The organism is Paenarthrobacter sp. TE3676 (assembly GCF_056279165.1).
Genome location: NZ_JBWBQU010000004.1, coordinates 350,006 through 376,063 on the forward strand (window position 1 = coordinate 350,006; position 26,058 = coordinate 376,063).

General features: G+C 59.1%; 27 protein-coding genes. 10 read left to right on the plus strand and 17 right to left on the minus strand.

From position 1 onward, the window contains the following. Positions 1–150 precede the first annotated feature (150 nt). Both ACZ881_RS12140 and ACZ881_RS12145 read right to left on the minus strand, forming a co-directional pair. Positions 151–450: a hypothetical protein gene (locus ACZ881_RS12140; protein ID WP_476115712.1), complete on the minus strand. Its 300-nt coding sequence runs from the start codon at positions 448–450 to the stop codon at positions 151–153. A gap of 168 nt (positions 451–618) precedes the next feature. Next, positions 619–894 carry a hypothetical protein gene (locus ACZ881_RS12145; RefSeq protein WP_476115715.1) on the minus strand — a complete coding sequence of 92 codons (276 nt, stop codon included), beginning with the start codon at positions 892–894 and terminating at the stop codon, positions 619–621. Positions 895–1,365: 471 nt separating this feature from the next. Between ACZ881_RS12145 and ACZ881_RS12150 the strand changes: the two genes are divergently transcribed. After that, positions 1,366–1,653: a glycoside hydrolase family 3 C-terminal domain-containing protein gene (locus tag ACZ881_RS12150; protein WP_476115717.1), complete on the plus strand. Its 288-nt coding sequence runs from the start codon at positions 1,366–1,368 to the stop codon at positions 1,651–1,653. 1,300 nt (positions 1,654–2,953) lie between these two features. Here the strand turns inward: ACZ881_RS12150 and ACZ881_RS12155 are convergent. The 8 genes from ACZ881_RS12155 to ACZ881_RS12190 all read right to left on the minus strand — a co-directional run bounded on the left by ACZ881_RS12155 (position 2,954) and on the right by ACZ881_RS12190 (position 10,839). After that, a complete protein-coding gene (locus ACZ881_RS12155; RefSeq protein ID WP_476115721.1) occupies positions 2,954–3,991 on the minus strand; it encodes a winged helix-turn-helix transcriptional regulator in 1,038 nt (345 codons plus the stop codon). Next, the gene (locus tag ACZ881_RS12160) at positions 3,988–4,290 is read right to left on the minus strand and encodes a hypothetical protein (RefSeq protein WP_476115724.1); all 303 of its coding nucleotides are present in this window, start codon (positions 4,288–4,290) and stop codon (positions 3,988–3,990) included. The genes ACZ881_RS12155 and ACZ881_RS12160 overlap by 4 nt, the downstream gene beginning before the upstream one ends. 77 nt (positions 4,291–4,367) lie before the next feature. Then, a complete protein-coding gene (locus tag ACZ881_RS12165) occupies positions 4,368–6,158 on the minus strand; it encodes a UvrD-helicase domain-containing protein (RefSeq protein WP_476115727.1) in 1,791 nt (596 codons plus the stop codon). After that, positions 6,155–8,254 (minus strand): ATP-dependent nuclease, encoded by a 2,100-nt coding sequence (locus tag ACZ881_RS12170; RefSeq protein WP_476115731.1) that lies wholly within the window; start codon positions 8,252–8,254, stop codon positions 6,155–6,157. Before ACZ881_RS12170 ends, ACZ881_RS12165 begins: the two co-directional genes overlap by 4 nt. 367 nt (positions 8,255–8,621) lie before the next feature. Beyond that, positions 8,622–8,783, minus strand: coding sequence for a recombinase family protein (locus tag ACZ881_RS12175; protein WP_476115733.1), 162 nt, complete (start codon positions 8,781–8,783; stop codon positions 8,622–8,624). Then, entirely contained in the window at positions 8,711–8,968 is a 258-nt protein-coding gene (locus tag ACZ881_RS12180) for a recombinase family protein (RefSeq protein WP_476115736.1), read from the minus strand. The genes ACZ881_RS12175 and ACZ881_RS12180 overlap by 73 nt, the downstream gene beginning before the upstream one ends. Before the next feature lie 649 nt (positions 8,969–9,617). Then, the gene (locus tag ACZ881_RS12185; protein WP_476115738.1) at positions 9,618–10,535 is read right to left on the minus strand and encodes a hypothetical protein; all 918 of its coding nucleotides are present in this window, start codon (positions 10,533–10,535) and stop codon (positions 9,618–9,620) included. 61 nt (positions 10,536–10,596) lie between these two features. Then, positions 10,597–10,839, minus strand: a complete 243-nt coding sequence (locus ACZ881_RS12190) for a hypothetical protein (protein WP_476115742.1) — start codon at positions 10,837–10,839, stop codon at positions 10,597–10,599. A 7-nt stretch (positions 10,840–10,846) separates the two neighbouring features. Here ACZ881_RS12190 and ACZ881_RS12195 point away from each other — a divergent pair, with 7 nt between their 5' ends. After that, a complete protein-coding gene (locus ACZ881_RS12195; protein ID WP_476115744.1) occupies positions 10,847–11,362 on the plus strand; it encodes an MFS transporter in 516 nt (171 codons plus the stop codon). On the opposite strand, the gene tet is transcribed toward ACZ881_RS12195, so the two are convergent. Next, positions 11,336–12,559 carry a Tet(A)/Tet(B)/Tet(C) family tetracycline efflux MFS transporter gene (tet, locus tag ACZ881_RS12200; protein ID WP_476115989.1) on the minus strand — a complete coding sequence of 408 codons (1,224 nt, stop codon included), beginning with the start codon at positions 12,557–12,559 and terminating at the stop codon, positions 11,336–11,338. The genes ACZ881_RS12195 and tet overlap by 27 nt on opposite strands. 38 nt (positions 12,560–12,597) lie before the next feature. On the opposite strand from tet, the gene ACZ881_RS12205 reads away from it, so the two are divergent. The 3 genes from ACZ881_RS12205 (at position 12,598) to ACZ881_RS12215 (ending at position 14,889) form a co-directional block, all read left to right on the plus strand. After that, positions 12,598–13,167, plus strand: a complete 570-nt coding sequence (locus ACZ881_RS12205; RefSeq protein WP_476115746.1) for a TetR/AcrR family transcriptional regulator C-terminal domain-containing protein — start codon at positions 12,598–12,600, stop codon at positions 13,165–13,167. Positions 13,168–13,656: 489 nt separating this feature from the next. Next, positions 13,657–13,890 (plus strand): hypothetical protein, encoded by a 234-nt coding sequence (locus ACZ881_RS12210; RefSeq protein ID WP_476115748.1) that lies wholly within the window; start codon positions 13,657–13,659, stop codon positions 13,888–13,890. A gap of 291 nt (positions 13,891–14,181) precedes the next feature. Beyond that, the gene (locus ACZ881_RS12215) at positions 14,182–14,889 is read left to right on the plus strand and encodes a hypothetical protein (RefSeq protein ID WP_476115751.1); all 708 of its coding nucleotides are present in this window, start codon (positions 14,182–14,184) and stop codon (positions 14,887–14,889) included. Between the two features lie 65 nt (positions 14,890–14,954). Here ACZ881_RS12215 and ACZ881_RS12220 read toward each other — a convergent pair whose 3' ends face one another. Then, positions 14,955–15,458 carry a hypothetical protein gene (locus ACZ881_RS12220; protein WP_476115991.1) on the minus strand — a complete coding sequence of 168 codons (504 nt, stop codon included), beginning with the start codon at positions 15,456–15,458 and terminating at the stop codon, positions 14,955–14,957. 936 nt (positions 15,459–16,394) lie between these two features. On the opposite strand from ACZ881_RS12220, the gene ACZ881_RS12225 reads away from it, so the two are divergent. After that, positions 16,395–17,426 carry a DUF4192 domain-containing protein gene (locus tag ACZ881_RS12225; RefSeq protein WP_476115753.1) on the plus strand — a complete coding sequence of 344 codons (1,032 nt, stop codon included), beginning with the start codon at positions 16,395–16,397 and terminating at the stop codon, positions 17,424–17,426. A 176-nt stretch (positions 17,427–17,602) separates the two neighbouring features. Here ACZ881_RS12225 and ACZ881_RS12230 read toward each other — a convergent pair whose 3' ends face one another. After that, on the minus strand, positions 17,603–18,127 hold the full coding sequence (locus ACZ881_RS12230) for a putative immunity protein (protein ID WP_476115756.1): 525 nt from the start codon (positions 18,125–18,127) through the stop codon (positions 17,603–17,605). 236 nt (positions 18,128–18,363) lie between these two features. Between ACZ881_RS12230 and ACZ881_RS12235 the strand changes: the two genes are divergently transcribed. Continuing rightward, positions 18,364–18,861: a siderophore-interacting protein gene (locus ACZ881_RS12235; RefSeq protein WP_476115759.1), complete on the plus strand. Its 498-nt coding sequence runs from the start codon at positions 18,364–18,366 to the stop codon at positions 18,859–18,861. Between the two features lie 98 nt (positions 18,862–18,959). Here the strand turns inward: ACZ881_RS12235 and ACZ881_RS12240 are convergent, their stop codons facing one another. From ACZ881_RS12240 to ACZ881_RS12255, 4 genes are all read right to left on the minus strand, one after another. Continuing rightward, the gene (locus ACZ881_RS12240) at positions 18,960–19,133 is read right to left on the minus strand and encodes a hypothetical protein (RefSeq protein WP_476115762.1); all 174 of its coding nucleotides are present in this window, start codon (positions 19,131–19,133) and stop codon (positions 18,960–18,962) included. A 948-nt stretch (positions 19,134–20,081) separates the two neighbouring features. Further along, positions 20,082–20,507 carry an RbsD/FucU domain-containing protein gene (locus tag ACZ881_RS12245; protein WP_476115764.1) on the minus strand — a complete coding sequence of 142 codons (426 nt, stop codon included), beginning with the start codon at positions 20,505–20,507 and terminating at the stop codon, positions 20,082–20,084. Continuing rightward, complete coding sequence (locus tag ACZ881_RS12250; protein ID WP_476115766.1) at positions 20,504–21,265, minus strand: SDR family NAD(P)-dependent oxidoreductase; 762 nt, start codon at positions 21,263–21,265, stop codon at positions 20,504–20,506. Before ACZ881_RS12250 ends, ACZ881_RS12245 begins: the two co-directional genes overlap by 4 nt. 42 nt (positions 21,266–21,307) lie before the next feature. Further along, the gene (locus tag ACZ881_RS12255) at positions 21,308–22,681 is read right to left on the minus strand and encodes an MFS transporter (RefSeq protein ID WP_476115769.1); all 1,374 of its coding nucleotides are present in this window, start codon (positions 22,679–22,681) and stop codon (positions 21,308–21,310) included. Positions 22,682–22,938: 257 nt separating this feature from the next. On the opposite strand from ACZ881_RS12255, the gene ACZ881_RS12260 reads away from it, so the two are divergent. Genes ACZ881_RS12260 through ACZ881_RS12270 form a run of 3 tightly spaced genes read left to right on the plus strand, consistent with a single transcriptional unit; the run spans position 22,939 to position 26,012 of the window. Next, positions 22,939–24,225 carry an ABC transporter substrate-binding protein gene (locus ACZ881_RS12260; RefSeq protein WP_476115771.1) on the plus strand — a complete coding sequence of 429 codons (1,287 nt, stop codon included), beginning with the start codon at positions 22,939–22,941 and terminating at the stop codon, positions 24,223–24,225. 3 nt (positions 24,226–24,228) lie between these two features. Beyond that, on the plus strand, positions 24,229–25,134 hold the full coding sequence (locus ACZ881_RS12265) for a carbohydrate ABC transporter permease (protein ID WP_476115774.1): 906 nt from the start codon (positions 24,229–24,231) through the stop codon (positions 25,132–25,134). After that, entirely contained in the window at positions 25,131–26,012 is an 882-nt protein-coding gene (locus ACZ881_RS12270) for a carbohydrate ABC transporter permease (RefSeq protein WP_476115777.1), read from the plus strand. The genes ACZ881_RS12265 and ACZ881_RS12270 overlap by 4 nt, the downstream gene beginning before the upstream one ends. The last annotated feature ends 46 nt before the right edge of the window (positions 26,013–26,058 follow it).

Below are 26,058 nucleotides of genomic sequence, written 5' to 3' on the forward strand. Positions count from 1 at the left end.
CCGGCAAGGGGATCTGTCAGGGGGACGGCAGTGGGGCCTGGTTACTAATAAGAAAGCCCTTCCCTACTGACCCGGGAAGGGCTTCTTTTGTGAACTGAAACCCGCAGCCGTCACTCGAGACGCTGGCGCTCTTTGGGTGAAGACTGCCTGCTATCCATACGGGTTGTTGTAGGTCGAGAGCTGGTACAGGAGGAACCCTATGAGGGCAACGACCATCAGCTGCAGGGCCGACATGATGACGATGATGGTTGTGGTCCAGAGACTACCGAACCGGTAGCTGCTCCGTGTCGTCAGCCAGACGACCAGGTAGATCAACGAGATCAGGAGCATGAACGGAAGCACATATTGGATAAATATGACGATGATGTAACCGGGGTAGTTACCCGACGCTGCGCCCGCCAACAGGCAGAGCGGGGGCAGTAGGTAGGAGAGCAGGAGCGAGAGCCTCAACAACCGAATTAACCGGGGCGGGCGCGGCTTCTCTTTTTGGATCAGTGTCGCCAGAGCGACAGGAGGCGCAGTGACGCTGCCTGGGTCGCGTGGGTTCTCGTGGGTTGGCAAAGTGCCTGCTTTCTCGTTAAACAGTTGGAATGCGGTGAAGCAAGTGGTGAGTGGATGTCAGTTTGTGGCCGGCGAAACCGGCTGCCGAAGGTTTGACCGGAAGAACGCGACTTCCTTGCCCATCGCGTACCCGGCCGCCGATGTTGGGATGGGCACGAAGGTGAGCCCCTGCCAGCGATGGGGCAGCAGGAGAATTACAGCCAATCCAGCGAAGATCAGAGCGTAGATCGGCCAGTGCGGCCCGTGAATGCCCGTGAAGAATCCGATGGCACCGCCGATCACAAGCGCAGCCCCGGTGATCAACAGTGCAGGCGGAAGCGCATTAGGTGGCATAGAGGTGAGGAGAAGGACGAGCAGCCCCGCGAAGAGCACGGCGGGAATCGTTATGCGAAGCCAGAAATCTCGGACGATCCGCCGTCGATTCGACACATATTCGTCCACAATGTCCCCCAATCCGTCGTCCCTCTAGCTTACTGAGCGCGCAGCGAGAGGTCGGGTGCCGCGGTCTAGTGTGCGGTGAAGGGGCCCCACAAGCTACACGGGTACGTTCCTTGGAAGTGGGACAACGCTGCATTCAAGCTCTCACTTGAATGGTTGCCGGCGGTACCGTTCCCTACCCCTGCCGCGTGGCCTAAAACTATACGTAGAAGGCATGGCCCCGGATGTCGCAGCGCAGTTCGGCCAAATCGTATCGACACCAGTCCAAGCCGACTTCGCCATCCTAAGGCTAACCGCCCCGTTCGAACGGCGCGCGACGGCCTTCGAGACTTCTTCCATGCGGGATCGCTCAACTTCCCCGCCGAAGTGCTGGACGACGTGCGTCAGGTCGCCAGCAGCGTGCCGACCTTCGTCGACGTCTTGATGGACCGGCCCGCTATTCTCGAGACTATCGTCGAGGCCGCGGCCGTTACCGTGAATTGGGGGGCAAGCGCCATAGCATTGCTCGATGTTCTCACCGGCGCCGCCGAACCGAAAGGACGGTTTCCCTTCGACCTGCCTCGATCGATGGCCGCCGTGAAGGCGTCCCGCCCCGACCTACCCTTCGACACGGCAAACCCGCTGTTCCGATTCGGGCACGGGCTCAGACTGTAAGTGCGCGCAAGCGCAGGCCGAAAGCGAAGACGACATATGGGCGCTTATCGGCAGACTGGTCCGCGTCGACGTGCTAAGCCGACATTCGCGTGAACTGCAATGTTCCTGAGGCACCACTGGGAGCGGTCATCTGCGTCGGGCCCGCGTCTCGCTTGATTTCGCAATGCGCTTCGATGACACGGCCAGGACCCATTTGATAGCACTCGGCCGACCGTGGCCGCCGAACTCTCACTTCGGAATGAACCTGCACATGTAGAGCGCTTCCGGATCCGCGTCATGTCGCTACTGCTGCTCACATGCATGAGTAGATGAAGGCCCGAGGAGGGAAGAGCCAATGGCCGCAAGCAGTCACGATAAAGAAGATTTAAGTGTGGACAATGTCCACACCCCTTTTGGCCTGACAAAGCAGCCGCCAGCCACGTCTCCTCTCTCCAGGAACGAACCGAAGTCAGGATATTTATTGCAAGTTCCCGAAGTCATGTCGTGCTCAGCATCCGTACCCATGAAGACGCGTAGGCCAACCACGACCTACCGGACGAACCAAGAGAGGACCGCATAACCCCAGTTGAGACCACGCGGAGGGCCGCCAGCCACGACCCTGATCCCGCTCCCCCACAACCAAATAGCGACCGCGGCGCCAGGCACACCCCGCGGCCAGTGTCAGAGGGACCTGACCAACCAGAATGTACACACGTTAAAGCAAAAACCCCCTCTGACGAGGGGGTATGCCGTGCCCGAGGTGGGACTCGAACGGGATTCCAGGCCTTGGGAACACTGGGAAGTGGCGGAAAGATGCGGAATCCGGGGCAGTCCGGTGGTTGTACGGGCCAGTCCGGGGTGGGAAGTGTGGACATTGTCCACACTGCTTTTTGCTCGATCGAACACCAAGAAGCGAGGACTTGACGCGTCTTGCGCACTCATAGCCTGCGTCGGAAAATCGGCGCTGACGCCTCTGCAAATTGCTTACTGGATAGCACCGCTCGGTCCGCGTGAAGCATCCCGTCAGGATGAGGCCCCGACCTCCAAGGCCTGACTCGCGCCGGCCATTAGGACAACCCAAAACGCGACCGCATGCCACCCGCCATAACGCTGAATGACTCGACATAGTGGGCGCACCTCCTTCATCAAGTACATGGCCGAGACGGCGGCGGAGAACATGACCAAGACCTTCCGGCCAGACAAGACGGAACGTCCGTTATTGGTGTTCAAAGAAATGGAGTGGAGTAACTGTGTAAACTCCCGTCCCCTGACGAATCCTGTCCTTAGCGTTGGATATTCCATTTCTTTACGAGCCGTGCCGCTAGCTCCCTACCGCCGTGAATGCATCCGGCGTGGGACCCACTACCGGGCCGCCCGTGGACGAGTCTTCGCGGATCCGCCAGCCGATCATCTTGTGCGTCCGCACCACGAGGGCCGAGTCCATGACCGTCAGTTCCGGCACGCTCCGGAGGAGGCGTGCCTCGAGATCGGCGATGTCTGCTGGTCTTTGCAGGTAGAGCATGAACGTGAGGTTCGCATCGCCGCTGACCTCGGCGCAGAAGCGCAGCGTCCTTTGTGCGTTGAGGAACGCGAGGGCTTGTGGGATGGCCGCGGGCGAAGCCCGCACGTACCACTGGCAGCTGATGGGGTATCCCACCAGAGCCTGGGCGACCTCGCAGCGGAAGTCGACGAGGCCCATCCGGACCACAGCCGTGAGGTGACGTCCCGCTGTCGTTGGATGCATACCCGTTGCCTCTGCGATCTCCCGCGCCGTCGCGCGGCCATCATGGGCGAGGATCTTGAGGATGGTCGGGAGATCCGTCGGCGTGATCGCAGCTGGACGGTCTACGGTCGTCCTGAGCTGAGCGAGCTCTGCCGCCTGAGCCCGGTCGAGTACGTCTAGCCGTAGGTGACCGCCGCGGATGTGCATCGCGGTGGTGACACGCAGCCTCGTCCGCAGCACACCCGGGACCGATTGGATCCATGGCAGCACGGAGCGGACGAGCTCCAGCCATTCGAGGGTGACGACCGTGAGTTGGAGCTTCCAAGAGTCCGAAGTTTCGATGACGCTGCTCACCCGCGTGTCTTGGCAAAATGTCTCGATCGCCGTCGCCGTCGTGCTCGGCGAACACTCGACGTCGATGAAGGCGAGACAGGTTTGCTCCGGGCGGCCGCTGAGGGCCGCAGTCACCCATGCGCTGCCGGTCTCGGTGAGGCGGGACCATCGGGACGCGAGCGTGGCTGGATGTCTGCCGAGGACCGGCGCGATAGACGCCCACGGTGCACGGGGCGCGATCTGCAGTGCATGAAGCAGTTCCAGATCTTCAGGACTAAAGTTGTGGCATGTCGCCGAATTCACCGAAAGGACCAGACGGGTAGGGGGGTAAGGAGCTGACGGGGGTCTTCCGTCGCTGCGATGTAATCGAAGTTTTCCTGCTTCACCGCGTTGTGGTCGAAGACAAAATAGCCAGTGCTGTCGCCGTCCATGAACTTGATTCCGAATTGGCGTGGAACCTCACCGTCCCTGCTTTTGCCTTGGACACCGACCATGAACACGTTGTCTGAGGGCACCGGCCTGCTCAGGTCGTATCTGACGAGGACGGAGCCGTTGCCTTCGAAGACGGTCATGGCACTGAGTGTGGGAATCAAGTTGCTCATGACCAAAACCTACGAGCCATCACGTCGAGAATGCAGCGGACATGCATGACGGCCCTTCGACGCAATATCTAGAGAATCTAGAGAGACGAAACAGCTGTGGCTTCCTCATCGGCAAAATCGATCGGAACAATATTTGAATCCCCGACCCACGTCGTCAAGGCGGTGAGCGCGTCCTGCTCGAGTTTCTGGGTAAAGACGAGCGCGAGGTTGTGTTTGGCGCGTGAGGCGGCAACATAGAAAAGGTTTCTGGAGCGTTCGAAGCTCTTCCGTTCCGTGGCGTTGAGGTAGTTTCGTCGCCGGTAGTTTTCCAGCATTTTTGCGAAGTCGTATGCCGACCAGCCTCGTCCAAGCAGGACCACCACGTTGTCGAACTCGGCACCTTTGACGTTATGTTTCGTCGAGAACACTGTCTTGTCATCGACGTATGCGGCCAAGGCTTGAATTTCCCGGTAGGGAACACTTCTCAACTTCTGATACTCCACTAAGCGCCGGGGTTCGGATAGTGGTGTCTCCGGGTCGAGTGCCGAGGTTGCCTCATCGAGGTCGGCCTGGCGGCGTTGGACTCTGCTCGGTATCGAGAACAGCGCCTGTCTGTGGAGGTGGTCGAGTACTTCGCCAACGGTCCCGCTGGTTCTCAGCGCGTCGAGGACCCCAAAGAGGTTACTCCACTGAGCCTTGTCCCTGGGCGTTCTGAGATGTGGCCGCGTACGCCCGAGCACATTGAAAAGGTCACCGTATTTGTGTGCGCGGAAAGCCTCAGCGGCCGGCTCGACGATATCGAGCAGGTACGCAATGACCGGGTCACCCTTGCGAATGAACGCATCGCTATATTTGAAGATGGAGGGTAGGGATTCATACCCGAGCTCATTGGCAATTGCGGTGTGAGTGAGCATGAGGGTCTTGACCTCGGTGGCAGCTCCATCCCAACGCCGTTCTTGAGCGTCTTCGATAGCCCATTCCAAAGCCTTGCGACTTGCACTGTGTGAGATCTGTCCTTTCCAGTTGTTGCCCAGACGCACCCCTGGCCACCCGTTTGTGTGGTAAATCGTAATTGTCCCCTTTTCCGCACCATGGGCAGGCGCCTGCTGCAGCTCTGGCCGAAGCTGGTTCAGGAAGTCAACGATGGTTGTGTCGGATCGAAAATTGGCATTTTTTGGGATGGCGGTCAGAGTGGGATGTTCGATTGATCCACAGGTTCTGTCATAGATTTGTTGCCAGTGGTCTCCAAAAAAACCGTATACAGATGTCCGTGGGTCTTTTCCGTGCCCTGACAGCATCGCTTCAACTAGGCCGTGAGGCGTGTCCTGATACTCGTCGATAAAGACGATCGGGAACCGGTCAGCGATCAGCGCGCGGAATTTTTGGTTCTTAAACAGCTCAATTGCTATGGCCGGTACATCGTCGTGGTGGAGTGATGCAACATCTCCGCTTATCCCCCGGATGCCTAGGTCGTAATCGAGCTGCACCCCATGAAGAGTTGTACGTCCATCGAGCGTGCCCTGCCACTTGGGGTCCATAACGATGGCATGCGCCAAGGCCTTCTGATAGGGCCTAATCATCTCCCACAGGAATCCGTGAAGAGTATCTGCGAATACGAACGGGCTTGCATCCGTTCGGCTGACAATTTCGTCCCTAGCTACATTGGTGTAGGTAAGGCAGGCGATCTGCTGATCGTCTCTAGGAAGGTATGTAGACCGCTCCGTGAGAACGTGTTGGAGGGCCTTGATGAGGGAGTACGTCTTTCCCGCACCCGCTCCTGCTTCGAGCTTGAAGTTCGCCTGAGCTTCCAACGCGGCGAAGACGGACTTCAGCGCAGACTCGCTCTCCTGCTCGGCAGTCGCGCTCGGCTTAACAGCTGGCGAATTCACTTGACGACCACCGTCCCTTTATCTTCGGTCCCATCCTCGGCGTCCTGCGGCTGAGGGAAGCGCAGGAGCCAATCTAGCCCTCGTTGGATGTATCGGGGCGTCGCCCATTCGGTCTCGTGGATGGAAAAATGCAATGCAAAATCGCTCTTCTTATGCGTCTTCGCTTCCGTCATCGCCGCCTCTTCATCGGTCGCTGCGTCCCCAGTCAGAGCAAAATCGTCGAAAAGTGCCGGATTCGCCAGGATGAAGGCGTCTTCGAAGGACCTGCCGCACGCTTGGTTCAATGCTTCAGGTACTTGGTATGCGAGATATCGATTCCCTCGTATGACAACATCCGTATCCGCCCCCTTAAGAAGTTCACTAGGGGCGACCTTCGGGTTGGAGAACCAGGTGGTAATGGTGGCGTTACTTGTCCGATCACCAGAGCTCACAACGGTTGCTGAAGGCCTCTTGCCTTCAACCTGAACGCCCATTGTGTCGATATCAGTAATGATCAGGCTAGGGAGACCGAGAAAGTCAAGCAGAGGGAAAAATTTGTGTGCGTAGGCGCCGCCGACTTCCAACAAGGTGACGTACTGGCTGGAAAGTTTCGCTGCACTCTTCTCGATTGCCTTCGGAATGATCAGACGCTCGCTGGTTCCTTCCACCAGTATCGCTTTGTCTGCGAAGAACAGATCTGAGCGCGTGAGCGTCAGGTACTGGTGCAAGAATTTGTCATCGATGTTCTCAGCGCTGCTTAGGTCCAGAACGTCCGCGTGGTTACCTTCTTCATTAGCATCGGCACAAGCCAAGCGGAAGTACCGAATTGCGGAAAACGAAGCTCGGTTAGCAACGTGGGAAGAATGAGTCGATACGAGGAACTGAGATGACCAATTCAAACTACTCCCGTCAATCTTTGGAAAGAGTTCCGCAAGACTGGCCAATTGTTCAATGAAGACCTCCTGCATCTGCGGATGCAGGTGAGCTTCAGGTTCCTCAAGGAACACGAGGTGTACTCCAGGAACGTTGCCTCTCGCCGCATACTCTCTGTAATAGCTCAGCAGGGTGAGCAAGATCAGGATCAGGTTCCGTGATCCAAGGCCGCTATATGACTCGGGGAGCGAAACTCCTGCTACCCCTCGGTAGTGGACGCTCGTGTAGTTCGAGAGCAATCGTTCGATGTCGAGCTTCGTCTTTGTTTCAAGCTCCTGAGCGTTCAGGCCCGGATATCCAAACCGTTCAAGGGCCGGGATGACGCCGTCAACCATGAGACGGACCTGAGCCCCGAGATCAAATTCGATACCTTCGATTGCCTTTGCAAGATCGTCAGCAGTCTTCCGCTGAGCACTGTCATCATCCGCGTTCGACGCAGCAGTAAACAATGATTGAAAAATACGTCCGATGAGATCCTTGGGCCGTTCCTTTTCGTCGTCCAGACCCCGCTGGGCCTGCAAGAAGTCGACCGTGATCAGCTTGCGGACAGCGTCGAGCGTGACCTCTCTCGTGTTCAACGGATCATTCGGGTCTACCGCCGTTATCGTGCGCCTAAACAACTCTGGGATTCGGTCGCCGATGATGTCCAGAACTGCTTTGGTGCTAGGTGTTGCTTCGGTTTCCGAATCTAACGAGATCCCCTCGAAGAGATCCGTCAGCATGCCGCCTTCGAGTGCATACGTGAACTGGACCTTAGCTTCATAGCAGTCGGGATCCAGATCCACTATGAGAGCAGACAACGGCCCATACTCGGGAAGATCCTGATCGTATGCGATAGCGAGCGTCATTGTAATTTCCGGCAGGGCTTCCCTGGCTGCGTCTTCGTCGTGGCCGAGATACAACTCGCACGCACGACGAAACTGGCCATAGGTCTCAGACGAGAAATCAGCAAGAGCAAGTTTCAGGGCTGCTGGCTGGAAGAAGCGTGCAACAACCTCCGCCAACGATGTCTTCCCTGTGTTGTTCCGCCCTACAAGCACAGTCGCGCTCTCGCTGAGAGCGATGTCGACTTTGCGCAAGAGCCTGAAGTTCCTTACGCTCACCTTGCTGATGCGCAAGTTCCTTGGCATCGCTAACGCCTCCGGCTGTGCCACGGGAATCGACGACGAGACTTTCTGCTGCATTAGTAATCCTCACTTGAGGATCGCCTTTGATGCGGCCCTGCTGAATCGGTAGATACGTGACGATTCAAGCATGCCCGACGCAGCATCGCATTCCGGTCAGCACACACCTGTACTGCTCAAACTAGCCGGTCGCTTAGCCCACCGGGCCTAAGAAGTGGCGTCCTACGAAGCCGGTTGGCAGCTCGATTGCGATGGCCCATTTCCTTAGAACTGGGACACTCCCCCTTGGATGATCGCCTTCCGATGGCGACCGGCTGTGCCATCTGCTGCCCGACCTCCGCGTAATATTTCCGTCCCAGATGTTGTCCCAAATCATCTGCCGTGGTCAGCAGTCACAAAGAGAACTTCCGGGACAGATGCCTCTGGTTCAGGAGTCCAGGCCTAGATATCGGTAGACAGTGGCGCGACTGGCCTCCCAGCGTCCTGCTGCATCCCTTCCGTTGGCAGCTGCAGCCGCTATGCCAGCCTTGGTGCGCTTGGAAAGCTGGTCCCGTTCAAGCTGGGCGAACGCAGAAATGATGGTGACCATAGCCTGGCCATCGCTCCCCCGACTTCGCTGGCCGGGTCAGTGGCGATGCCGTCCCTTAGGGAACGGAACTTGATGCCACGCACCTTGAAATCATCCAAGAGTTCGAGCAGGTGGCGAGTGTTGCGTCCCAACCATTCCAACAGCCACACCACGACCTCATCCCTTAGAACGAGACGGTCCAGCATCCGGTCCAACTCCGGTCGACTTACCCGCGTCCCGCTGATCCCTTGGTCTTTATAGATTCGCCCTCACCCAGCTGCTTCCAGTTCCCGGATCTGCAAATCGGTGTTTTGGTCAGCCAGGCTGACACGGGCGTATCCAAGGCGTGCCATCACTTCTCCGGGTCTTATCAAAGGACAAGTACGAGTGACGTTGAAAGTGCCTTAGTGAGACACATTGTGGGGACAAGCAACGTGTCGAAAATCCGGAAGCTGAATCCTCAACTAGCCCCAGTCCCAGCCCCAGCGGTTCTTATCAAAGGATCCACTGATGAGATGACTGTAAGCGGTCGACGAGTTGCAGAACTCCGCCGGTCATCGGGCATTTCAGCCTTCCACTGTTGGAAAAACACTCTGATGGAACCAATGGTGGGGTGGGCTCAACTGAACCTGCGATTCATCAACCGGCGAGCCGTGAAGTGGGGCCCAAATAAGCTGCAAACCCGGTCCCAAAACAAACTGCCATAATCAATCTATTCATCGCCTGCCTCAATGCCCTAGCCGCAGCGGTGGTTTGGCGAAAGGTATTTAACGAGTCGCGCACATAACGGGGCCCAGCTGCGCCGGCCACTCTGACCAAATGCACGCATACGACTGATTCCGCGCGTGTCACAGATCAACCCTCAAACGGTTCGATCTCATCTGGCGTATAGCGCTCGACGTTTCCCTCCCTGTCCTCGAACTTCACCCAGTAGAGTTCGCCGGCCTTCTTGGCAAAGTCCACGATTCTTCCCGTTTCCCCATCTGACTTGCGGATAGCCTGCAACGATCCGAACTCTTTCTCGAATCGCTCAAGGCGGTTTTCTAGGGTAACCGCGAACTCATCAATACGTTTCCGGCCCTGGTCCTCGCGCATCATCGACTCCAGAAGCTTCTCGTAAAGAGGCCGTTCAGGCCTCAACCAGTCAAAACTACGGCCCTTCGTCAGTCTGTAAATCTCAGCCGGTGACAATGTGGAGGCATCGCTACTTACTAGGCTGCGCGTGAGGTTCAGGATCTCATCAACCTTGTCCTCCAGCGCACGTGCCGCAACGGGAGGCTTCTTCGCTCGTGATTCAGTGATCGATTTGTGAATGCTCTGCTGCAACTCGGGCCAGAACTTATCAACTATCTTCTCAAGCACTTGCGGAGCTAGTGGTGTGGTGCATTTCTTGTTGATCGTCGCCAACAAACCCCGCACATCACCCTCTGAGTCGATCTCTGTGAGTTGTAGCTGTTTCATTGGGCCTGTGTAGTCGCTCTTCTTCATCCCAACAAGAACCGGGCAAACCCCGGATTTTCCGAACTTGTTAAGGAGTGCTCCTGCTTCAAAGTTCAGCCATGTCTCGTTTGCATTTTCAGGCGTAATGAAAACAAGGCCTATATGGGTCTCCGTCAGGGCGGCTCGGATCATCTCAAACCAGGGTTCCCCCTTGTCTATCTCCACTGATATGAACGGTTCACTGCACTCTTGGATAACGGTGGGGAGCCATTCGCTGAAGGACGTAGCGACTTCGAGACTGAGCTCTTTTGACCAGCTGAGGAAAACTTTCATGGGGCGAGCTTATCTATGCTCCCCTGTATCCTCGTTCAACGCGTAGTTCATGATCGTCCGGCTAGGCGAGTTCGGCTACGCGGACGCTCAGCCTGTCGGTGAGCTGCTCTTCAAGGAGAATGCGATTGCTGACCTCGTATCTGCTTTCGTCCTCCTCGTCGCAGAAGACGGTAGAGGCGTCGTGGAACCGTTTCTCCGACGGGGTGGCCGGGTAGTTCAGAAACGCCACCCCGTAGGCGACGGCCTGGATTTCAGGGTCAGTGCGCAGTTCCGGGCGGACACCGTGTTCGTCCAGGATCACCATCCTGGGTATGGCCGCCGCGTATGCTATCCCGGCATTCGCGGCCGTGGGTATCGGCCAGGAGAGCGTCCAGTGGATGCTGTTCATCTACGGCATCGGAGCGATTCTCGGGGCGCAGATCTCCGGCAAGCTCACCGACCGATTCGGCGGCGTGCCGGTACTCGTCGTCGGGTACATCATGATGGCCGTCACTCTCGCGGCGCTCACCGGCCTCGCGCTCTCGACAATGGCTGTTCCGATCGCCGTCGGGGCGCTCACTTTGGCCTGGGGTGCCAGTAGTTGGTGCCAGACCCCTCCCCAGCAATATCGCCTCATCGAAGCAGCGCCTGAACACGCGCCTCTGGTTATCGCGCTCAACTCATCCGCTCTCTACCTGGGCATCAGCCTCGGCACCGCCGTCGGCGGAATTGCCGGAGCCGCCGAACCCGAATGGATGTTCCTCAGCGGTGCTGTGCTCGCAGTACTCGCAGTCGTGTTGCTCGTGCTCACGTCTCACAACTCACATCGAGTCGCCGCCCGCCCGTGAGTCGGACTTCCGGGGCGCTGCTGTACCACGCATGACGAGAACCGCGCAGGGCACGTAGAGTGCTGCGGCGCAGAGCCAGAGGATACCGTCGGCGCTGAGGTAAGTGAGCGCGAAGATTGTCGTGAAAGCAACCGGCCCGAAGATAGATGTGATGCTGTTGATGCTGGCAAGCACACCCTGAAGACGCCCCTGGTGCTGTTCATCGACGCGCTGGGAGAGAAGCGTCTGCAAGACGGGGAGGCCGATGCCACCGATCCCCAGTGCCGCCAAGATAGGCGCCATGGCCCAAGCGTCGGTAACTATCGCCAGGCCTACGAGACCCAAGGCGTCGCCAACGAACCCGATGACGGCTGCTTTCGCTTCACCGATCCGCTCCACGATGCGGCCAGTAAGAAGGGCCTGCACGAGAACCTGAACGATCCCGAAGACGGAAAGGGAGATTCCGACCTCGACGGGACTCCAGTCGAGGCGGTGTTCAGTAAACAGCACCCAGGTTGCACCTGGAGCCTGCCCAATGAATTGAACAAGACCGAACGCGACCAGTAGGAGGGCAATCCCAGGGATAGCGCTGAGGCCGGGACGACCACGATGCTGAGCGAGCGACTCAGAGCTCGCAGGTGAATCGGGGCGGGTCTCGCGCAACAGGATAAAGCTGAGTACCAGATTGCTCGCTGAGAGAAGGGCAGCGAGAAAAAACGGCAGATGTGGCGAGATCCCACCGAACAGTCCGCCCAGGGCTGGCCCCGCGATCATTCCGCCGCCATAGCAGGCGCTGAGCAAACCGAAACGCTTGGCGCGCTGGTGGGGTGGCGTGATATCGGTGATCACGGTGGCGGTAACCGCATTGGTCGCCCCGGTTATCCCAGCGACTGCACGGGCGATATAGAACACCCACAGCGTGGAGGTCGCGGCGAGCACGAGATAGTCGACGGTTGCGCCGGCTAGGGAAACGAGCAGCACCCGTCGACGGCCGAACCGGTCCGACAGCCTTCCCAATAAGGGGGCAAAGACGAACTGCATTATCGCGTAGAGCGCGATCAGTACACCGACGTTCAGCGGAACCGCCTCAGCGGGGACGCCTGCATTGTCGAGCAGCGCGGGGAGGATCGGCATCACCAGACCCATTCCGGCGGCATCGAGGCTGGCAGTGATGAGGACCGTGGTCAACGACCCTCGAGTGGGAGTGGGAGATAACACTTTATCAACGATAAATTTATCGATGATAAAGTGCAAGCATGGCCCCGAAACAGGCGCGACTCGATCGTGCAGCAGTCTTGCGTGGGGCGAGGCATGTGCTCAACAACACGGGGATCGACGGTTTCACCACACGGGCGCTGGCTGCTCACCTGCAGGTGCAGCAGCCAGCGCTCTACTGGCATTTTCGGACAAAGGCCGACCTGCTCGGAACGCTCGCAGCTGATGTGCTTAATCGCGAGCATCACGCGTCACTCCCAGAATCGGGGGAGCGCTGGGATGCCTTCCTCCTGCGCAACGCGCGGAGCTTCCGGACGGCGCTTCTGGCAGTCCGGGACGGGGCACGGCTGCACGCAGAATTTCACCGGCAAAAGAGCGACCAGATGCCCGCGGGCTCGGATGCCCCTGAACGGCAGATCGAGTTTCTTGTGTCCGAAGGATTTGCTGAGGATTCTGCGGTCCGAGCTCTTATGGCTATCAGTCGCTACACGGTCGGTTTCGTGCTGGAAGAACAAACAGTGCTCGACAACGGATCTGAACGTGTCGATCAAGACCTAGATTTCGAGTTCGGGTTAGTTGCAATGGTTGAAGGGCTGGCATCAAAGCGGTGAGGGGTGCTCCGCCTTCGGGCAATCAGTAAGGTCAATCCTTTCCCACTCCCGTAGCGCTCTCCTTCGCGATATTGACGAACGAAAGCTGCGCGATGAGCGTGAACAATCATGCAGGAGTACGGATCTTGTACCTTTGGTGCGGGACGGTCTCGATCAGGGTGATGACTGCTGGCGACGGTTGCCGGTATCTACTTACCCGATCGTTGCTGATCCGCAGTTCGGCTGGAACGGTCCTTTCCCTGTTGTACGCTTCAACAAATCTGAAACCAGCGTTGCCAGAGTCACCGGTGGCGTCCTCGCAGTCTGCGGAAAAATCGCAGCGGGCCTTCCGATCGGTCTCGCGGCCTGCTCCATCTCGGCAGTCCAGATTGCGGCCCAAGCCGCCATTGCGAATGCGCGGGGTGAGTGCGTGATGCTGGCTCCTGCTCCAATCGGTGTAATGGCATTCCGTTACACTGGCGGCTACTGCCAATAAATTGGAGATCTAAATTGCTGAACTATCTTCGCGAGTCCGCGGAGGCCCGCCAAGCAACAAACGGACGTCGACTGTACGGATACATCTCTGCCGTCATCATCGTCCTGCTGATCCTGGCAGTCATCTTCTGGAGCATGCCGCTTTGGCTGTTCTTCGTCGTAGTGGTCGCCAGTATTGCCCTCGACATCGTTCTAATCCGTAAATGGATCAACGATGACCTTCTTAGCAAATCCAAGGTGGAGCAGTAGAGGTTTCGCCGATCTTGACAGGAGGGCACCGATTCAGTAGCAACTGACTCGGTGCCCTCCTGTTGTTCGGCCACGACCATCTTCTGGCTTCCGGAAATGCTTTTATGGCCTCCACTCAGCCCATGCCGAACACGGCCCCGATTTCACGCCAGTCCTGCCCCTTGTAGCGCGAGCTTGATGGCTGTCCATACTCAGCCCTTGGTAGCAAATGATTGCAGAAAGGGGGTCGGGGCCCTGTGCTCTGTGCTCTGTGCTCTGGCTAGAGTCCTTCTCCTTTGGGACACTGAGCCAATGGCTGGTCAATGGCTCCTGGAGCACTTCTGGAACAACCATTTGCTCCTATCAAGCAGCAACAAATGGTTCGGTGTTTCAATGGCGGTTGCGGGAGCCGTCATTGTGGCTCCCCGCGGAACCCAAGGCATCATTCTCCGAATCGCATGCTCTTGGCCCGTCCGGGCAGTAGCCACAGCCCTTCGATCGGTCATCAGCCTATTCAAGAGCAAACCCCCTGACATCATCATGAAGCCGTCCGGAGTTGCGCCTCTGAGCGGCAGCGGCAACCTGACCGCCACCGTACACCGGACCTGGACCGACGATGCATCAACGGAGGACAAGCTGAACTGGCTACACGATCAGATCAGGCGGTTGTTCACGGACCTCCAAAACGCCGTGACAACCCTGGATTCAGCTGACACCCGACTTGCCTTACGCATCGACGCCTTGGAGACCAGCGTGTCGGGCCAGATCACCAAAATTCAACGGCAACTGAAGACCGTGGAGAACCAGTCCGCGCAAATCGATTCGTGGGGTCTTCCTCCCATCCTTGCTGGCATCATCCTTACAGGCGTCCCGGACGAACTCGCGCAGCTCGGTCCCTGGGGATGGACACTTCTGCTTTCCGGAATCGTCCTAACGACAAGGGCCGCCCTCCACAGCCGGCACAGCGGCGTATGGTCCCGCCCATGGCCGACGGATCAGGCCAGTGTCCGCGTTGCGTGAACGAAGGACCGAACCACGGGTCCCTAACGCAGCGGGGCTTGGACCCACCCGCGCAGGGGCGACACTCACCTTGGCCACCTGATTCCTGCCCGTCTCCGCAGCTCATCGTTGGAGTGTTTGACCAGCCGCATACGTTGCTTCTGAGCGGCTTTTGCCTGTCTCCCCATTCCCGTCGCCGGTATTCGTTGAGGAGGTTCCAGAGCGTGCGTCTGCTGGGTGCAGGAACGGCTCGCCACACTTGTCCGCCGCCGGTTCTGGTTTCCTTGGGGCCAGCGAGAAGGGCAAGGACTTAGGTGGCATGGGTGTTCGGAAGAACGACCAGTGAGGTCTGGTCGCGAGGGCGGCGAACAACGATTTCGGCACCTACAGTCGTCACCTCGAGGGGAGGCGTGAGCGTCCCGCCTACGGCGCAGACTAAGCGCGATCTGCTGAAGAACCGGCGTCAGAGTGGTTGCCTGGTCGATCCCATCAAAGATCGAGCGGAGTTCCACTCCCCTACCGCGCAGCAAATTCACCGTGTTCAACATCCACCAAGGAACACCCAAACGATCGACCCGCCACACCACCACGGTGTCCCCAGCCTGGGCGTACTCAATGAGTTTCTTCAACCCGGCCGTTTCCCTGCGTTCTTGCTGCCGGAGGTCACATCAAAGAAGACATCCGGCCGCTGCACTCCCGCATCGGTGAGCGAGTCCAACTGCAGCCGTACGTTCTGGGACCCGTGCTGACCCTCCTGTCCCCCAGTTATCTCATGCGCCTCATTCTGCCTCGAAAATACCCCCGACTTAGCGCAGCTAAGACGTTTCACGGTGAGGCATGTTTATGAGACAAAGCGAATCCCGAGCTTCCGGGATCCATCGACGACACTTCCCGGTATGTGCAGCTGTCTAGGAAATCTTTAGCTTTTCGAGGCAATGCAGGGTCACTTCTCAACATCGCCCCTGCTGACCGCATCCGAAAACCGCCGTCGAGGTTTGAGTCGTGGGCTTCCGGATCCGTCAAGTGAAACGCTAGGCGCTTCGGCACAGAGGAACTGCTTTCAGGGCAGCGGGAAAGTAGGCGATGCCCGAGGCTGCACCGATCCTACGGCCGACACGCAGCATGCCGATCTCGGCGCTTATGTCGAGGCTGAGAGCAGTCCCCCCGGCCCATCTGGAGCGAGGATCCCACCAAGCGATGGCACATGCCGAAGAATAGGCAGCTCCCGTCATGGCGCTGCACATCGGCCTGCCCATGAATAGCCAGAAGCAACAACGTTGTTTGTCATTCTGATATCCCGATCATCGCTGGCCAGGCACTTGGCACAACCAAACCCCTACCGCGCCGGCGCCCATCCGGAAACTTCACTCCGCGCTCCTACGTCGCTTATCTCCTCCCGAACTTTCCGGCCCTACCACGGTCGCCTGGCTGCACTCCAGCCCGACCCAGCGAAGAGGTCACCTATCGGAACGACGCACAACGCCAACGACCAAAGACACAACAGACAAGGGCAAAGGAACAGGACCATGAATGCGCTCACCATCAAAGACCCGGCAGACCTGCTCAGCTTCATAGGGCACACGCTCGGGTTCTGGCCCGAGGAAAGCCTGGTCTGCATCACCCTCGACAAGGGCAAGGTCGGAGCCACCCTCCGCATCGACCTCCCCCGGTACCCAGGGACAGAACTCCCTTACGCCCGGACCGTCAGCAGCTACCTCACCAGCGACACCAACGCGACAAGCATCGTCTTCGCCGTCTACACCTCCCGGCACTGCCAACCAGGCCAGCCCAAGCCTCACGCTGCCACCATCGCAGCGCTCACGGGGGTCCTCGCAGAAAACGGCATCACCATCCGCGACGGAATTTTCGTCAGCGACGAAACCTACTCCCCCTACGACAGCGAGCCCGGACAAGACATCAGCCTGCCCATCAGCACCACTGAATACAGCCGCGTCAACGCCGAGTTCATCTACCGCGGCAGCACCATCGAACCCACCAACCGGATCATCCTTCCACCGCCGACCCAAGAAGCAGACCACGCCACCGCCGTCGAAAACCGCATGAACACGATTCGCGCCCAGGCCCCGCACCAGGCAGCGCTACAAGCCAGCGAGCTCTGGACAGCCATGCTTGACAGCAACGATTTCCCCTCCGACGAAGACTGCGCAACCCTCATCGCAAACTTCCAGTTACCCCATATCCGCGACAGGCTCATGGCCGACATCCCCGGCATCGACGAACCACCCCAACACATCCTCTTCGCCCAAACCCACACGGCCCCGAAATGGTCCCGTGTCGAATGGGCACAGCAAATCCTCCTCCACGCCTATACCAGAACCAGCCCCCAACACGCAGCACCCATCCTCACCACGATCGGCTACATCAACTGGTGGGAAGGCCGAGGATCCAAAGCACACCAATACATGCAACTAGCCCTCGAAACCGACCCCGGCTACCGCTTCGCACGACTTACCGACCAAATGCTCGGAGCCGGAATCATCGCCGGCTGGAACACCAACAAAAACACCGCCTACAAAACCCGTCTCGACATGCCCTAAGACACGCTTGACCTAGTCTGAGCAGGCTTACCGAACCTCGGTTATCGGCGTTACGCTGACAAGGTTTCCGAAGGTATGGACGTTGTTCCAAATCGGCCGATTCCGGGACGCGCGCGGTAATGTGTGGTGATCCGTGCCGCCAACCCTGTGCGTGTCGAGACCAGATTTCGGGAGGATCAGTTTCGGTCCCGGATCGCCGAGTCGAGTGCGCTCATGAGCTGTGAGAGTCGCGAGTTTCCGTGTGGTGCGGCCGGATATCGACGAAGAACCTCGGGCAGAGGGGAGATGGCTCGCCCGGCGAGAACGCCGATGCTGTCGCTACCTGTGATGCCCGGTTTCAGCTCGGCTACTCGCGCAGCGCACGCGGCGGCGCGGAGTATGTGTCCTACCTGCGTTGCCTTCGCGATCGGGTGAAGGTAGGCAGCCGCCGCGGCATCGCCGCAGGCAAGTGCCGCGAGCTGCGCAGTCTCGGCGGAAACACTCTTGGCAGCTCGGTGTGATGCGAAGGCGGCTGTTCGCTGAAGATTCGTCCGACCAGCGCCGTCGGCAAACATGCGCGCCGCGTTGAGTGCGTCGCGTGGCCGTGAGTCCTCTGGGGCGTTGGCCTCGAACTCGGGGAGCAAGCTCTGCGCGCAATCGGAAGCGAACCGCACGATGGCTCGCAGCTCGTCCATCGTCAGATCGAAGTCGCCGCTTGTCATGCCTCTATTGTCTCGTGGTTGTAGGAATTCTCAATCGCTCGAAACCGGCCGATTCCGTACCGCGCAACCGGGGCTAGGGTCTCATCTTGCCCAAGTTCTAGGAATTGTGAGGTTAGAGCTCGGAGGCGCGTTTTATCCGCGGCGAAGAACCTGTCCTCCACAGTCTGTCAATAGTTGTTGCGGCGACCCTCTAGAGGTCCTTTCGCTGCCCCCCGGGTCCCTGGCGAGACCGCGAAATGGCCATGCGGACGTACACGATCCGCCAGCACGCGCCAGGCGAGATCACGATCGACTTCGTGGTTCACGAAGGCGGCATCGCCGCCATTTGGACGTTGCAAGCACGCCCCGGCCAGGTAGTGGGCATCAACCCACCCCGCAACCTGTACGAGCGGCCCCACGCTGTGACGCGCCAGATCCTGCTCGCCGACGAACCAGGCTTGCCCGCTGCCCTACGTATCGCCGAACAGGTGCCGACCGTCCTGGTGCTGGAAGTGCGCAGTGCCGACCACCAGCTGTTCGCCGACGTAGCAGGCATCGAATACTTCTGGCTGTGCGGAACTGGAAACGGACACAAACCCAGCCAGCTCCAGGAAGTGCTGCGAAGCCTCGACGTCGACGGCCACACTTATGTGTGGGTCGCCACTGAGGGCCGGCTCAGCCGGGCCATACGGGGACACCTTCGTCACGAGCTCAAGCTGCCCCCGGATCACTACAAGTGCGTCGCATACTGGTAGGAGAACGCCGAGGTATGGTCCGCTCGCTACAACGAGCTTGACGACGACTTCCAAGAGATCCGCGGCCTCCCTGTTCGGTGACTAAATAAACTCTCGGTTTAGCAAGCACGCTGGGCGATGAGGGAGCTGATGGGTTTTGGCGAAGACATTGTGGGCGCGGAGCTCAGTGATGGTGTGGCGGTGAAGTTGGAGTCGGCATGGCCGTCGCTGACGTCGTGGGAGTGCTCATCAGCAGTGTCGCCCGCGTCGGCGAACTGCGCTGTGGCGTCCATTTTTTCACCTGTCGGCCCCTATTTACACCTGCTCAAGTGTCGCGGAGTGGAGTTCGCCGACCTGGTCCGCGCCTGTCTGGTAGGAAGGCATGGACGGTGTTGTTTTTGGGATTCACGGCGTGACAGACGGTCATGCCTGACGCCTCAAACCCGCCGATGATGTGGATGCCGGGAGCGACATCTGCGGCGTGGAGCGTAGGGTTTCCTCGGCGCCAGCGGATGGCCTCTCAAGGGTTTCGTAATGCAGCGATGTTCCGTCAGCGGAGAAGGTGTTCCGGACACCACAGTTGTCCACCGGGAGTAGGAATGTGCACCGGCGTAGGTAGATGGGCTCATCTCCGGTCCCCTTAGAAAAGGCCGTTGCCGTGGGGCAACGAATCGGGAATGTCGGTCCCAGTGCTCGACGAGATGAACTGTACTGTCGATATTCCGGACTGACCCATCGGTCCACCGCGCCCGGATCACGGATTGAACAGCTCTCTCGCCGCCTTCAACACCAGTCTCTCGCTATCCATGATGTGTTCCTTGTTTCTTTAACCACCCAGCGAGGAATATGTGGACAACTACAGCATGCTCTGTGTCCGACGGACTGACTAGGTACACCTGACCTCAATGATGATCAACCCTGGATGGCGTGTTGATCGAGCTTCCGGGCCCGAACCCAGACCGATCGCGACTGGGCCTTGAAGTCCTGAAGTTGACCGACCTGGCACGCCGTTTGAACGCCGAGGAATCTCGCACTTACGTCGCCTCAACATCGACATCAGGCAGCGGTGAGGATGTTCCTGGCAGAGAGGAAACACCCATGGCGCGCACACTAGCCCGTACCTGTTGCCGGCAAGGTCACCCGGCCGCTCGTGACTGTGCGGCCGGGAGCCTGGAAATGTTGGTGCCTGCCCGAACGGAGAAACCATTCCTGGTCATTTGCGTCAGGCGTGCACTCAGCGTTTAGCCCTTTTGGAGTACACCCACGGTCAGTAGTGCGTTCGCGAACCGCCGTGAATCGCCCGTCACGACGCACAAGGCAAGATTCTGCGACCTGGCGAGGTCATAGAATTCGAATCGGTCAACGAACGCTGTTTCGGTGCCGTCGGGCATTAGGTCATCGATTTCTGTGTGAACGAGGCATGGCGTTGCGTCCGCGGCGGGCGTTATCCGAGTTAGCTTTTCTACTCGGACGGTGCGCAGGACGGTTGCCAGGACCTGGGGCACTGTTGGAAAGTCTGCCTCTAGGTTCAGGTATACGGTTTGTGCGTTTGGGCCGACTGCGGTCGCTGCCGAGTAGTGTCCGTCGGTGATGAGGACTGTGGCACCGTGGCCGGCGGCGGCCAACGCGGAGATGATGAGTGGATGCGTCAGATGTCCGGTGATCATGCGAAGTACTGCCCGCCGTTGATGTCCACAACGGTGCCCGTGACGAAGCGTGCGTGTTCGGAAGCAAGCCATAGTGCCGCGCCTGCGACGTCTTCGGGAACTCCGGCCCTTCCGAGCGGGATTGCCTCGACCGTGGCGGCTTTGGACTCGGAGGTGGTGAAGGTGTCGTGGAAGGGTGTCGCTTCGATGAAGCCAGGGGCCAGGGCATTGACGGTGATTCCGGATGATGCCAGTTCCTTTGACAGCCCGCGGGTGAAGCCAAAGATCGCCGCTTTGGACGTGGCGTACGCTGTCGCCCCGGCGTGTCCGCCGTTACGCCCGGCCAACGAGGCGACGTTGATAACCCGGCCGCCGCCGTTGATCAGTGGCAGGGCGAAATGGGTCATCAGGAAGGTGCTGTCCAAATTGACGGCCAGGACCTGCTTCCAGAGTTTGAAATCCATATCACCGATGGCAGAACGCTGGATGAGCCCGCCGACATTGTTTACCAGAATGTCCAGCCGTCCAAAGTCACGACCGAGGACCTCGACGGTCCTCTGGACTTCCGTTTCGATGGTCGCGTCCAGCTGCAGGGACGTCAGGGGGTGTCCCGTGTGGCGTTCCACTTCATCGGCGAAATCCTGATCGGGTTTGTGGCTGTTGTAGGTGATGGCGATTCTGGCTCCGGCTTTGGCGAGGGCCAGGGCGATGCCTTGGCCGATGCCGGTGCCTCCGCCTGTAACCAGAGCGGTCTTTCCACGCAGTGACTGTTCAAACACGATGAGTTGTTCCTTTCATGCCAGCCGGTTCTCCGGCTGCGACTATTTGGTATTGGCTAGTTCGGCTGCTGCAACAGCGCTGGGAGTGGCTGTGCCTTCGGGCCGGTTCCGTGCATAGAGGAACGTGGCAATGGCGGTGATGACCAGGCACCCTGCCAGGAAGAGCAGGCCGGCAAGGTTGCTGTGGGTGCCGTCGTTGAGCAGCCCGACGGCGTAGGGGGCGATGAATCCTCCGACGTTTCCGATGGAGTTGACCAGCGCCAGGCCCGCCGCCGCGGCCGCGCCGCCCAAGGCGGCCGATGGCATGGACAGGAGCGGGGCGGTTGAGGAAAAGACGCCCATGGCGGCGATCGTGAGGAATACCAGTGCTGCGACAGGGTTGACCGGGAGGAGGAACGCGGCTCCGGCCAGCCCGAATGCTGCGATGAGCATGCTGATGCTGGCGTGGGCTGCACGTTTGCCGGTCCTGTCTGAGCGGCGGCTCCAGTAGAAGACGAAGAACGCTGCGGCCGCGTAGGGAATGACGGCGATGAAGCCCACTTGTGTGGGATCGAGCTTGCCCAGTCCGGCGATCACGGTGGGGAGCCACAAACCAAAGCCGTAGATACCGCAAACCATTCCGAAGTTCAGGAACGCGTACACGAGGGCGCGGCGGTCTTTCAGCCCGTCCAAGAAGCTGTGCGGGCCGCTGCGTTGTTTCTCCGCCAGTTCGTTGGCCATGGTTGTGCTCAACCAGTTTCGTTCGTCTGTTTTGAGCCAGTGGGCCTCTTCTGGGCGGTCGGTCAGCAGCCGTGGGGCCATGAATCCCAAGACGATGGCGGGGATGCCTTCAATGATGTACAGCCACTGCCATCCGTGCAGGCCCAGCGTCCCGTCCAGGTTTAGGAGCAAACCCGAGAGGGGGGCGCCGATGGCGTTGGACACAGGCTGCGCCAGGATGAACAGTCCGAGGACGGTAACCCGCTGTGCAGCGGGGAACCACAGCGTGAGGTAGAAGACGACGGCGGGAAAGAAGCCGGCTTCGGCGGCCCCGAGAAGGAATCTGATGATGTAAAAGGTGGTTTCGCCATTAACCAGTGCCATGGCAGTGGCGCAGATGCCCCAGCTGACCAGGATCCGGGCGATCCATTTCCTGGCCCCGAATCTGTACATGCCCCCATTGCTGGGGATCTCGAACAGGGCATACCCGATGAAGAAGATGCCGGCGCCAAGGCCGTAGGCGGTGGCGGTCAGGCCGATGTCTTCGCTCATCGTCAGTTTCGCGAAACCGACATTGTTCCGGTCCAGAAATGCGATGAAATACAGGAGGCAGATCACCGGGATGATCCGGCGGCGCACCTTGGTCAGGGTCCGGTCGCCGAGCTCTCCGAAAGTGGGTTGGGCAGGGCGCTGCCGGGCTGAAACTAGCGTTTTCATCAAGGCTCCTTTGGCTTAATTCATTGTTATCGCCGCACCCGTCCGTGGCGACACATCAAATCCATTGCAACCATGGTGCAACATATGCACAGCATGTGCAAGTGTGGGCACTCTGCATCTCCCCTTCAAGCACTCCTCCGGGGAACATTCAAAATTTTCGTTGACAGTACCGACGTGGCGCTTTATGTTTCTTGCACAGGCCGTGCATATGTTGCACGGTGCTTTAGGACAACGAAGAGATCAAGGAAGATCGCGTGATGCGCAGACGTAGTTTTTTGGTGCTTGCCACCGGCTCGCTGGCGGCGGCAGGGTTGGCGGGGTGCTCTTCGCAGGCTCCTTCAGGTGACCGCGAGGCCACGTTGAAGGTTTGGAACCCTCAGGACAATTGGCGTAAGACGACGAAGTTCTATGACGCCAGGGTTCAGGCCTTCAAGGAGAAGTACCCGAAGGTCCGAGTTGAGTATGTCGACATTCCGTACGGACAGTACGAGGCCCGGTACACGGCAGGGTTCAGCAGCTCCTCGGAGGCACCGGACATCTTCATGGGCCAGGTCTCCTATTACGGAGGCGGGCTCGGAGTGGCTGCCGTGGCCCCGGACGACCTTCAGAAGTCGTGGGACGAGAAGCTAAACAGCGTCACCCGGGATAACTTTAAAGTCGAGGGCAAATGGGCCGGGTATCCCGTGAGCACCGATCTGGGCATGCAGCTGTACTACAACGTCGACCACTATGCCGCGGCGGGCCTGAACCCCGATTCGCCGCCTAAATCCTTCGAGGAGCTTCGCCAGTACGCGGCCAAGCTCGTCAAGAAAGACGGCGAGAAGATCGTCCGGAACGGACTCTCACTGCGTTACTCCGGAAACCCGACAGGTATCGCCGATAAGGCCTTGCCCTACATCCATGCCTTCGGCGGCCGGCTCTACGCCGAAGACCACACCACGGCCGACGGCTACCTCAACGGAGAAGGGACCGTGGCCGGCATCCGGTTCATGCAGGACTTGGTGAAGAAGGACCGCGTCTCCAGCCTGGAACTCGGAAGCCCTGATGACACCTTCGCCCAAGGCGCGTCTTCCATGACACTTCGGGAAGGCTGGTACGAGGGCTGGCTGAAACAAAACGCCCCGGACGTGAAGTTCGCCGTGGTGCCCTACCCCGAGGGTCCCAAGGGATACCCCAAGGTATCCCTGCTGTTCAACTGGGCATGGATGGTCAATGACCGCTCAAACAACAAGGACCTCGCCTGGGAATGGATGAGAACCGTTTCGAACTCCTCGACAGACCTTGAATTGGCGAAGCTCGAAGGCTACCTGCCCGTATGGACCGAAAACTTCTCCGACCCCTACGTCACCGCACGCACCGACTACCAGGCAGTAAGAAAGCAAATGGTAGAAGGCCCCGGCCCGGTATACAACGCACCGTACACAAACCAGATTGCCATTACCGTCGGCAGCGCCATCGAGGCGTGCCTTCAGGGAGCCGACGTCCAAAAGACACTGGACGGGGTCGTTTCGCAGATCGACGAACTCCTGGAACGCGGACGGTAGCCGGTGAGCGCTCCTACCCTCAGGCCAAAGGGCCTGAACAGCTCGCTGCACACCCGGCGCGCCTACACCTTCCTCGCCCCGGCACTGTTTTTCGTCCTGGTGCTGTTCATCATCCCCCTCGGCTACAACATTCTTATCAGCTTCTTTGACTGGTCGGCGGTGGGCCGCAAAGAGTTCACCGGACTTGAGAATTACGTCAAAGTCCTCGGCAGTGAACGGTTCCTCAATGCCGCCGGAAACACCATGTACTTCACCGTGCTGGCGGTTCCGATCGGCGTGGTCCTCTCCCTCGTGGTCGCGCTGGGCTTTAACACCCTTCTCATCACGAAAGTGACCGGTTTCATCCGGGCACTGTACTTCGCCCCGGTCGTGGCGTCGCTGACCGCTGTCGCCTTCGTCTGGCTGTGGATCTTCAACCCCGCGTACGGCTTGGCCAACGATGTCCTCGGAATCTTCGGCATCGGTCCCCAGCCCTGGCTGACCGACGAATCCCAGGCAATACCCTCCCTCGCAATCATGTACGTGTGGGCCCGGCTGGGATTCAACGTGATCATCCTGCTCGCAGGGCTGCAGGCTATCGATCGCTCCTACTACGAAGCCGCCCGGATCGACGGGGCAGGCCCGCTGCGGATGTTCTGGTCCATCACCTTGCCGCTGTTGAACCGCCAGCTAGTGCTCGTCATCAGTGTGGAAGTCATGAACGCGATCAAGCTTTTCGAGCTGCCGTTCGTGGCTACAAAGGGAGGACCTGTTGGTTCCACCCGCTCAATCGTGATGGAGATCTACGAACTCGCGTTCCGCGCCGACAGGTGGGGAGAAGCAGCCGTCTACGTCATCTTCCTGTTCGTTTTCCTGCTCGTCGTTACCGGCCTGATCCGGAAACTCTTCACAAGGGACATATCGGAATGACTACCACGACAACCCGCCCGGAGAAGACCAGAGCCCGGCAGGCCATCCGCCGCGGTCCCCGCTTCCGCTGGGGCGCGCTACTGATCAAGACAGCACTCATCCTGGGTGGCTGCGCCCTGCTGGTGCCGCTGGCCTGGGTTGCCCTGTCCTCACTGAAGCAGCCGGACGAGATCCTGCAGCTCCCCGTGACGTGGCTTCCTGAGAACTTCTTCAACTTCAACAACTACGTGCAACTCTTCGCTCAATACGACTTCGGCCGCTACATGGCCAACTCGTTCCTGGTCACGGGCATCGGAATCCTCACCAGTCTCGCCATAGCCCTGCTGGCCGCCTATGCCTTCGCCTACTACCAGTTCCGTTTCAAGGAGCCAATCTTCCTGCTGGTGCTGGCGCTGTTTATGGTCCCCCAGGAGGCGCTGGTGATCCCCATGTTCCTCATGGTCTCCGGAGCTGGCCTGAACAACACCTACATCGGCATGGCGTTCCCTGACCTGTTTACGGTACTCGGGGTCTATCTGCTGCGGCAGTTCATGGAGGGAATCCCCTACAGCTATGTCGAGGCCGCCCGCATGGACGGCGCGCGAGAGCTGAAGATCCTCACCCGCGTGATCACCCCCATGGTGGCACCAGCGATTGTCGTTTTCGTCATCATCAAGTTCATGTTCACCTGGAACACGTTCCTGTGGCCCATGCTCATCGCCCAGGACGAGAACATGTACACCGTCACCGTCGGACTGGTGAACTTCGCCGGTTCCGAGTTCAACCAATGGAACCTCATCAACGCAGCAACCATGATCAGCATGATTCCCACCATTGTGCTTTTCATCACCCTGCAGCGCTATCTGGTCCGTGGAGTCGCCATGAGTGGCATGAAATAGAAAAAGGCAGGGTGCCGGCAGCCAGTGCCGCCGGCACCCTGATAAA

Bases quoted from the DNA above. Each gene is read 5' to 3' on its own strand.
- ACZ881_RS12145 (WP_476115715.1), bottom strand. From the start codon at position 894: ATGCCACCTAATGCGCTTCCGCCTGCACTGTTGATCACCGGGGCTGCG.
- ACZ881_RS12160 (WP_476115724.1), bottom strand. From the start codon at position 4,290: ATGAGCAACTTGATTCCCACACTCAGTGCCATGACCGTCTTCGAAGGC.
- ACZ881_RS12170 (WP_476115731.1), bottom strand. From the start codon at position 8,254: ATGCAGCAGAAAGTCTCGTCGTCGATTCCCGTGGCACAGCCGGAGGCG.
- ACZ881_RS12175 (WP_476115733.1), bottom strand. From the start codon at position 8,783: ATGGTCACCATCATTTCTGCGTTCGCCCAGCTTGAACGGGACCAGCTT.
- ACZ881_RS12180 (WP_476115736.1), bottom strand. From the start codon at position 8,968: ATGCTGGACCGTCTCGTTCTAAGGGATGAGGTCGTGGTGTGGCTGTTG.
- ACZ881_RS12185 (WP_476115738.1), bottom strand. From the start codon at position 10,535: ATGAAAGTTTTCCTCAGCTGGTCAAAAGAGCTCAGTCTCGAAGTCGCT.
- ACZ881_RS12190 (WP_476115742.1), bottom strand. From the start codon at position 10,839: ATGGTGATCCTGGACGAACACGGTGTCCGCCCGGAACTGCGCACTGAC.
- ACZ881_RS12195 (WP_476115744.1), top strand. From the start codon at position 10,847: ATGGCCGCCGCGTATGCTATCCCGGCATTCGCGGCCGTGGGTATCGGC.
- ACZ881_RS12205 (WP_476115746.1), top strand. From the start codon at position 12,598: ATGGCCCCGAAACAGGCGCGACTCGATCGTGCAGCAGTCTTGCGTGGG.
- ACZ881_RS12215 (WP_476115751.1), top strand. From the start codon at position 14,182: ATGGCTGGTCAATGGCTCCTGGAGCACTTCTGGAACAACCATTTGCTC.
- ACZ881_RS12225 (WP_476115753.1), top strand. From the start codon at position 16,395: ATGAATGCGCTCACCATCAAAGACCCGGCAGACCTGCTCAGCTTCATA.
- ACZ881_RS12230 (WP_476115756.1), bottom strand. From the start codon at position 18,127: ATGACAAGCGGCGACTTCGATCTGACGATGGACGAGCTGCGAGCCATC.
- ACZ881_RS12235 (WP_476115759.1), top strand. From the start codon at position 18,364: ATGGCCATGCGGACGTACACGATCCGCCAGCACGCGCCAGGCGAGATC.
- ACZ881_RS12240 (WP_476115762.1), bottom strand. From the start codon at position 19,133: ATGGACGCCACAGCGCAGTTCGCCGACGCGGGCGACACTGCTGATGAG.
- ACZ881_RS12245 (WP_476115764.1), bottom strand. From the start codon at position 20,507: ATGATCACCGGACATCTGACGCATCCACTCATCATCTCCGCGTTGGCC.
- ACZ881_RS12255 (WP_476115769.1), bottom strand. From the start codon at position 22,681: ATGAAAACGCTAGTTTCAGCCCGGCAGCGCCCTGCCCAACCCACTTTC.
- ACZ881_RS12260 (WP_476115771.1), top strand. From the start codon at position 22,939: ATGCGCAGACGTAGTTTTTTGGTGCTTGCCACCGGCTCGCTGGCGGCG.
- ACZ881_RS12270 (WP_476115777.1), top strand. From the start codon at position 25,131: ATGACTACCACGACAACCCGCCCGGAGAAGACCAGAGCCCGGCAGGCC.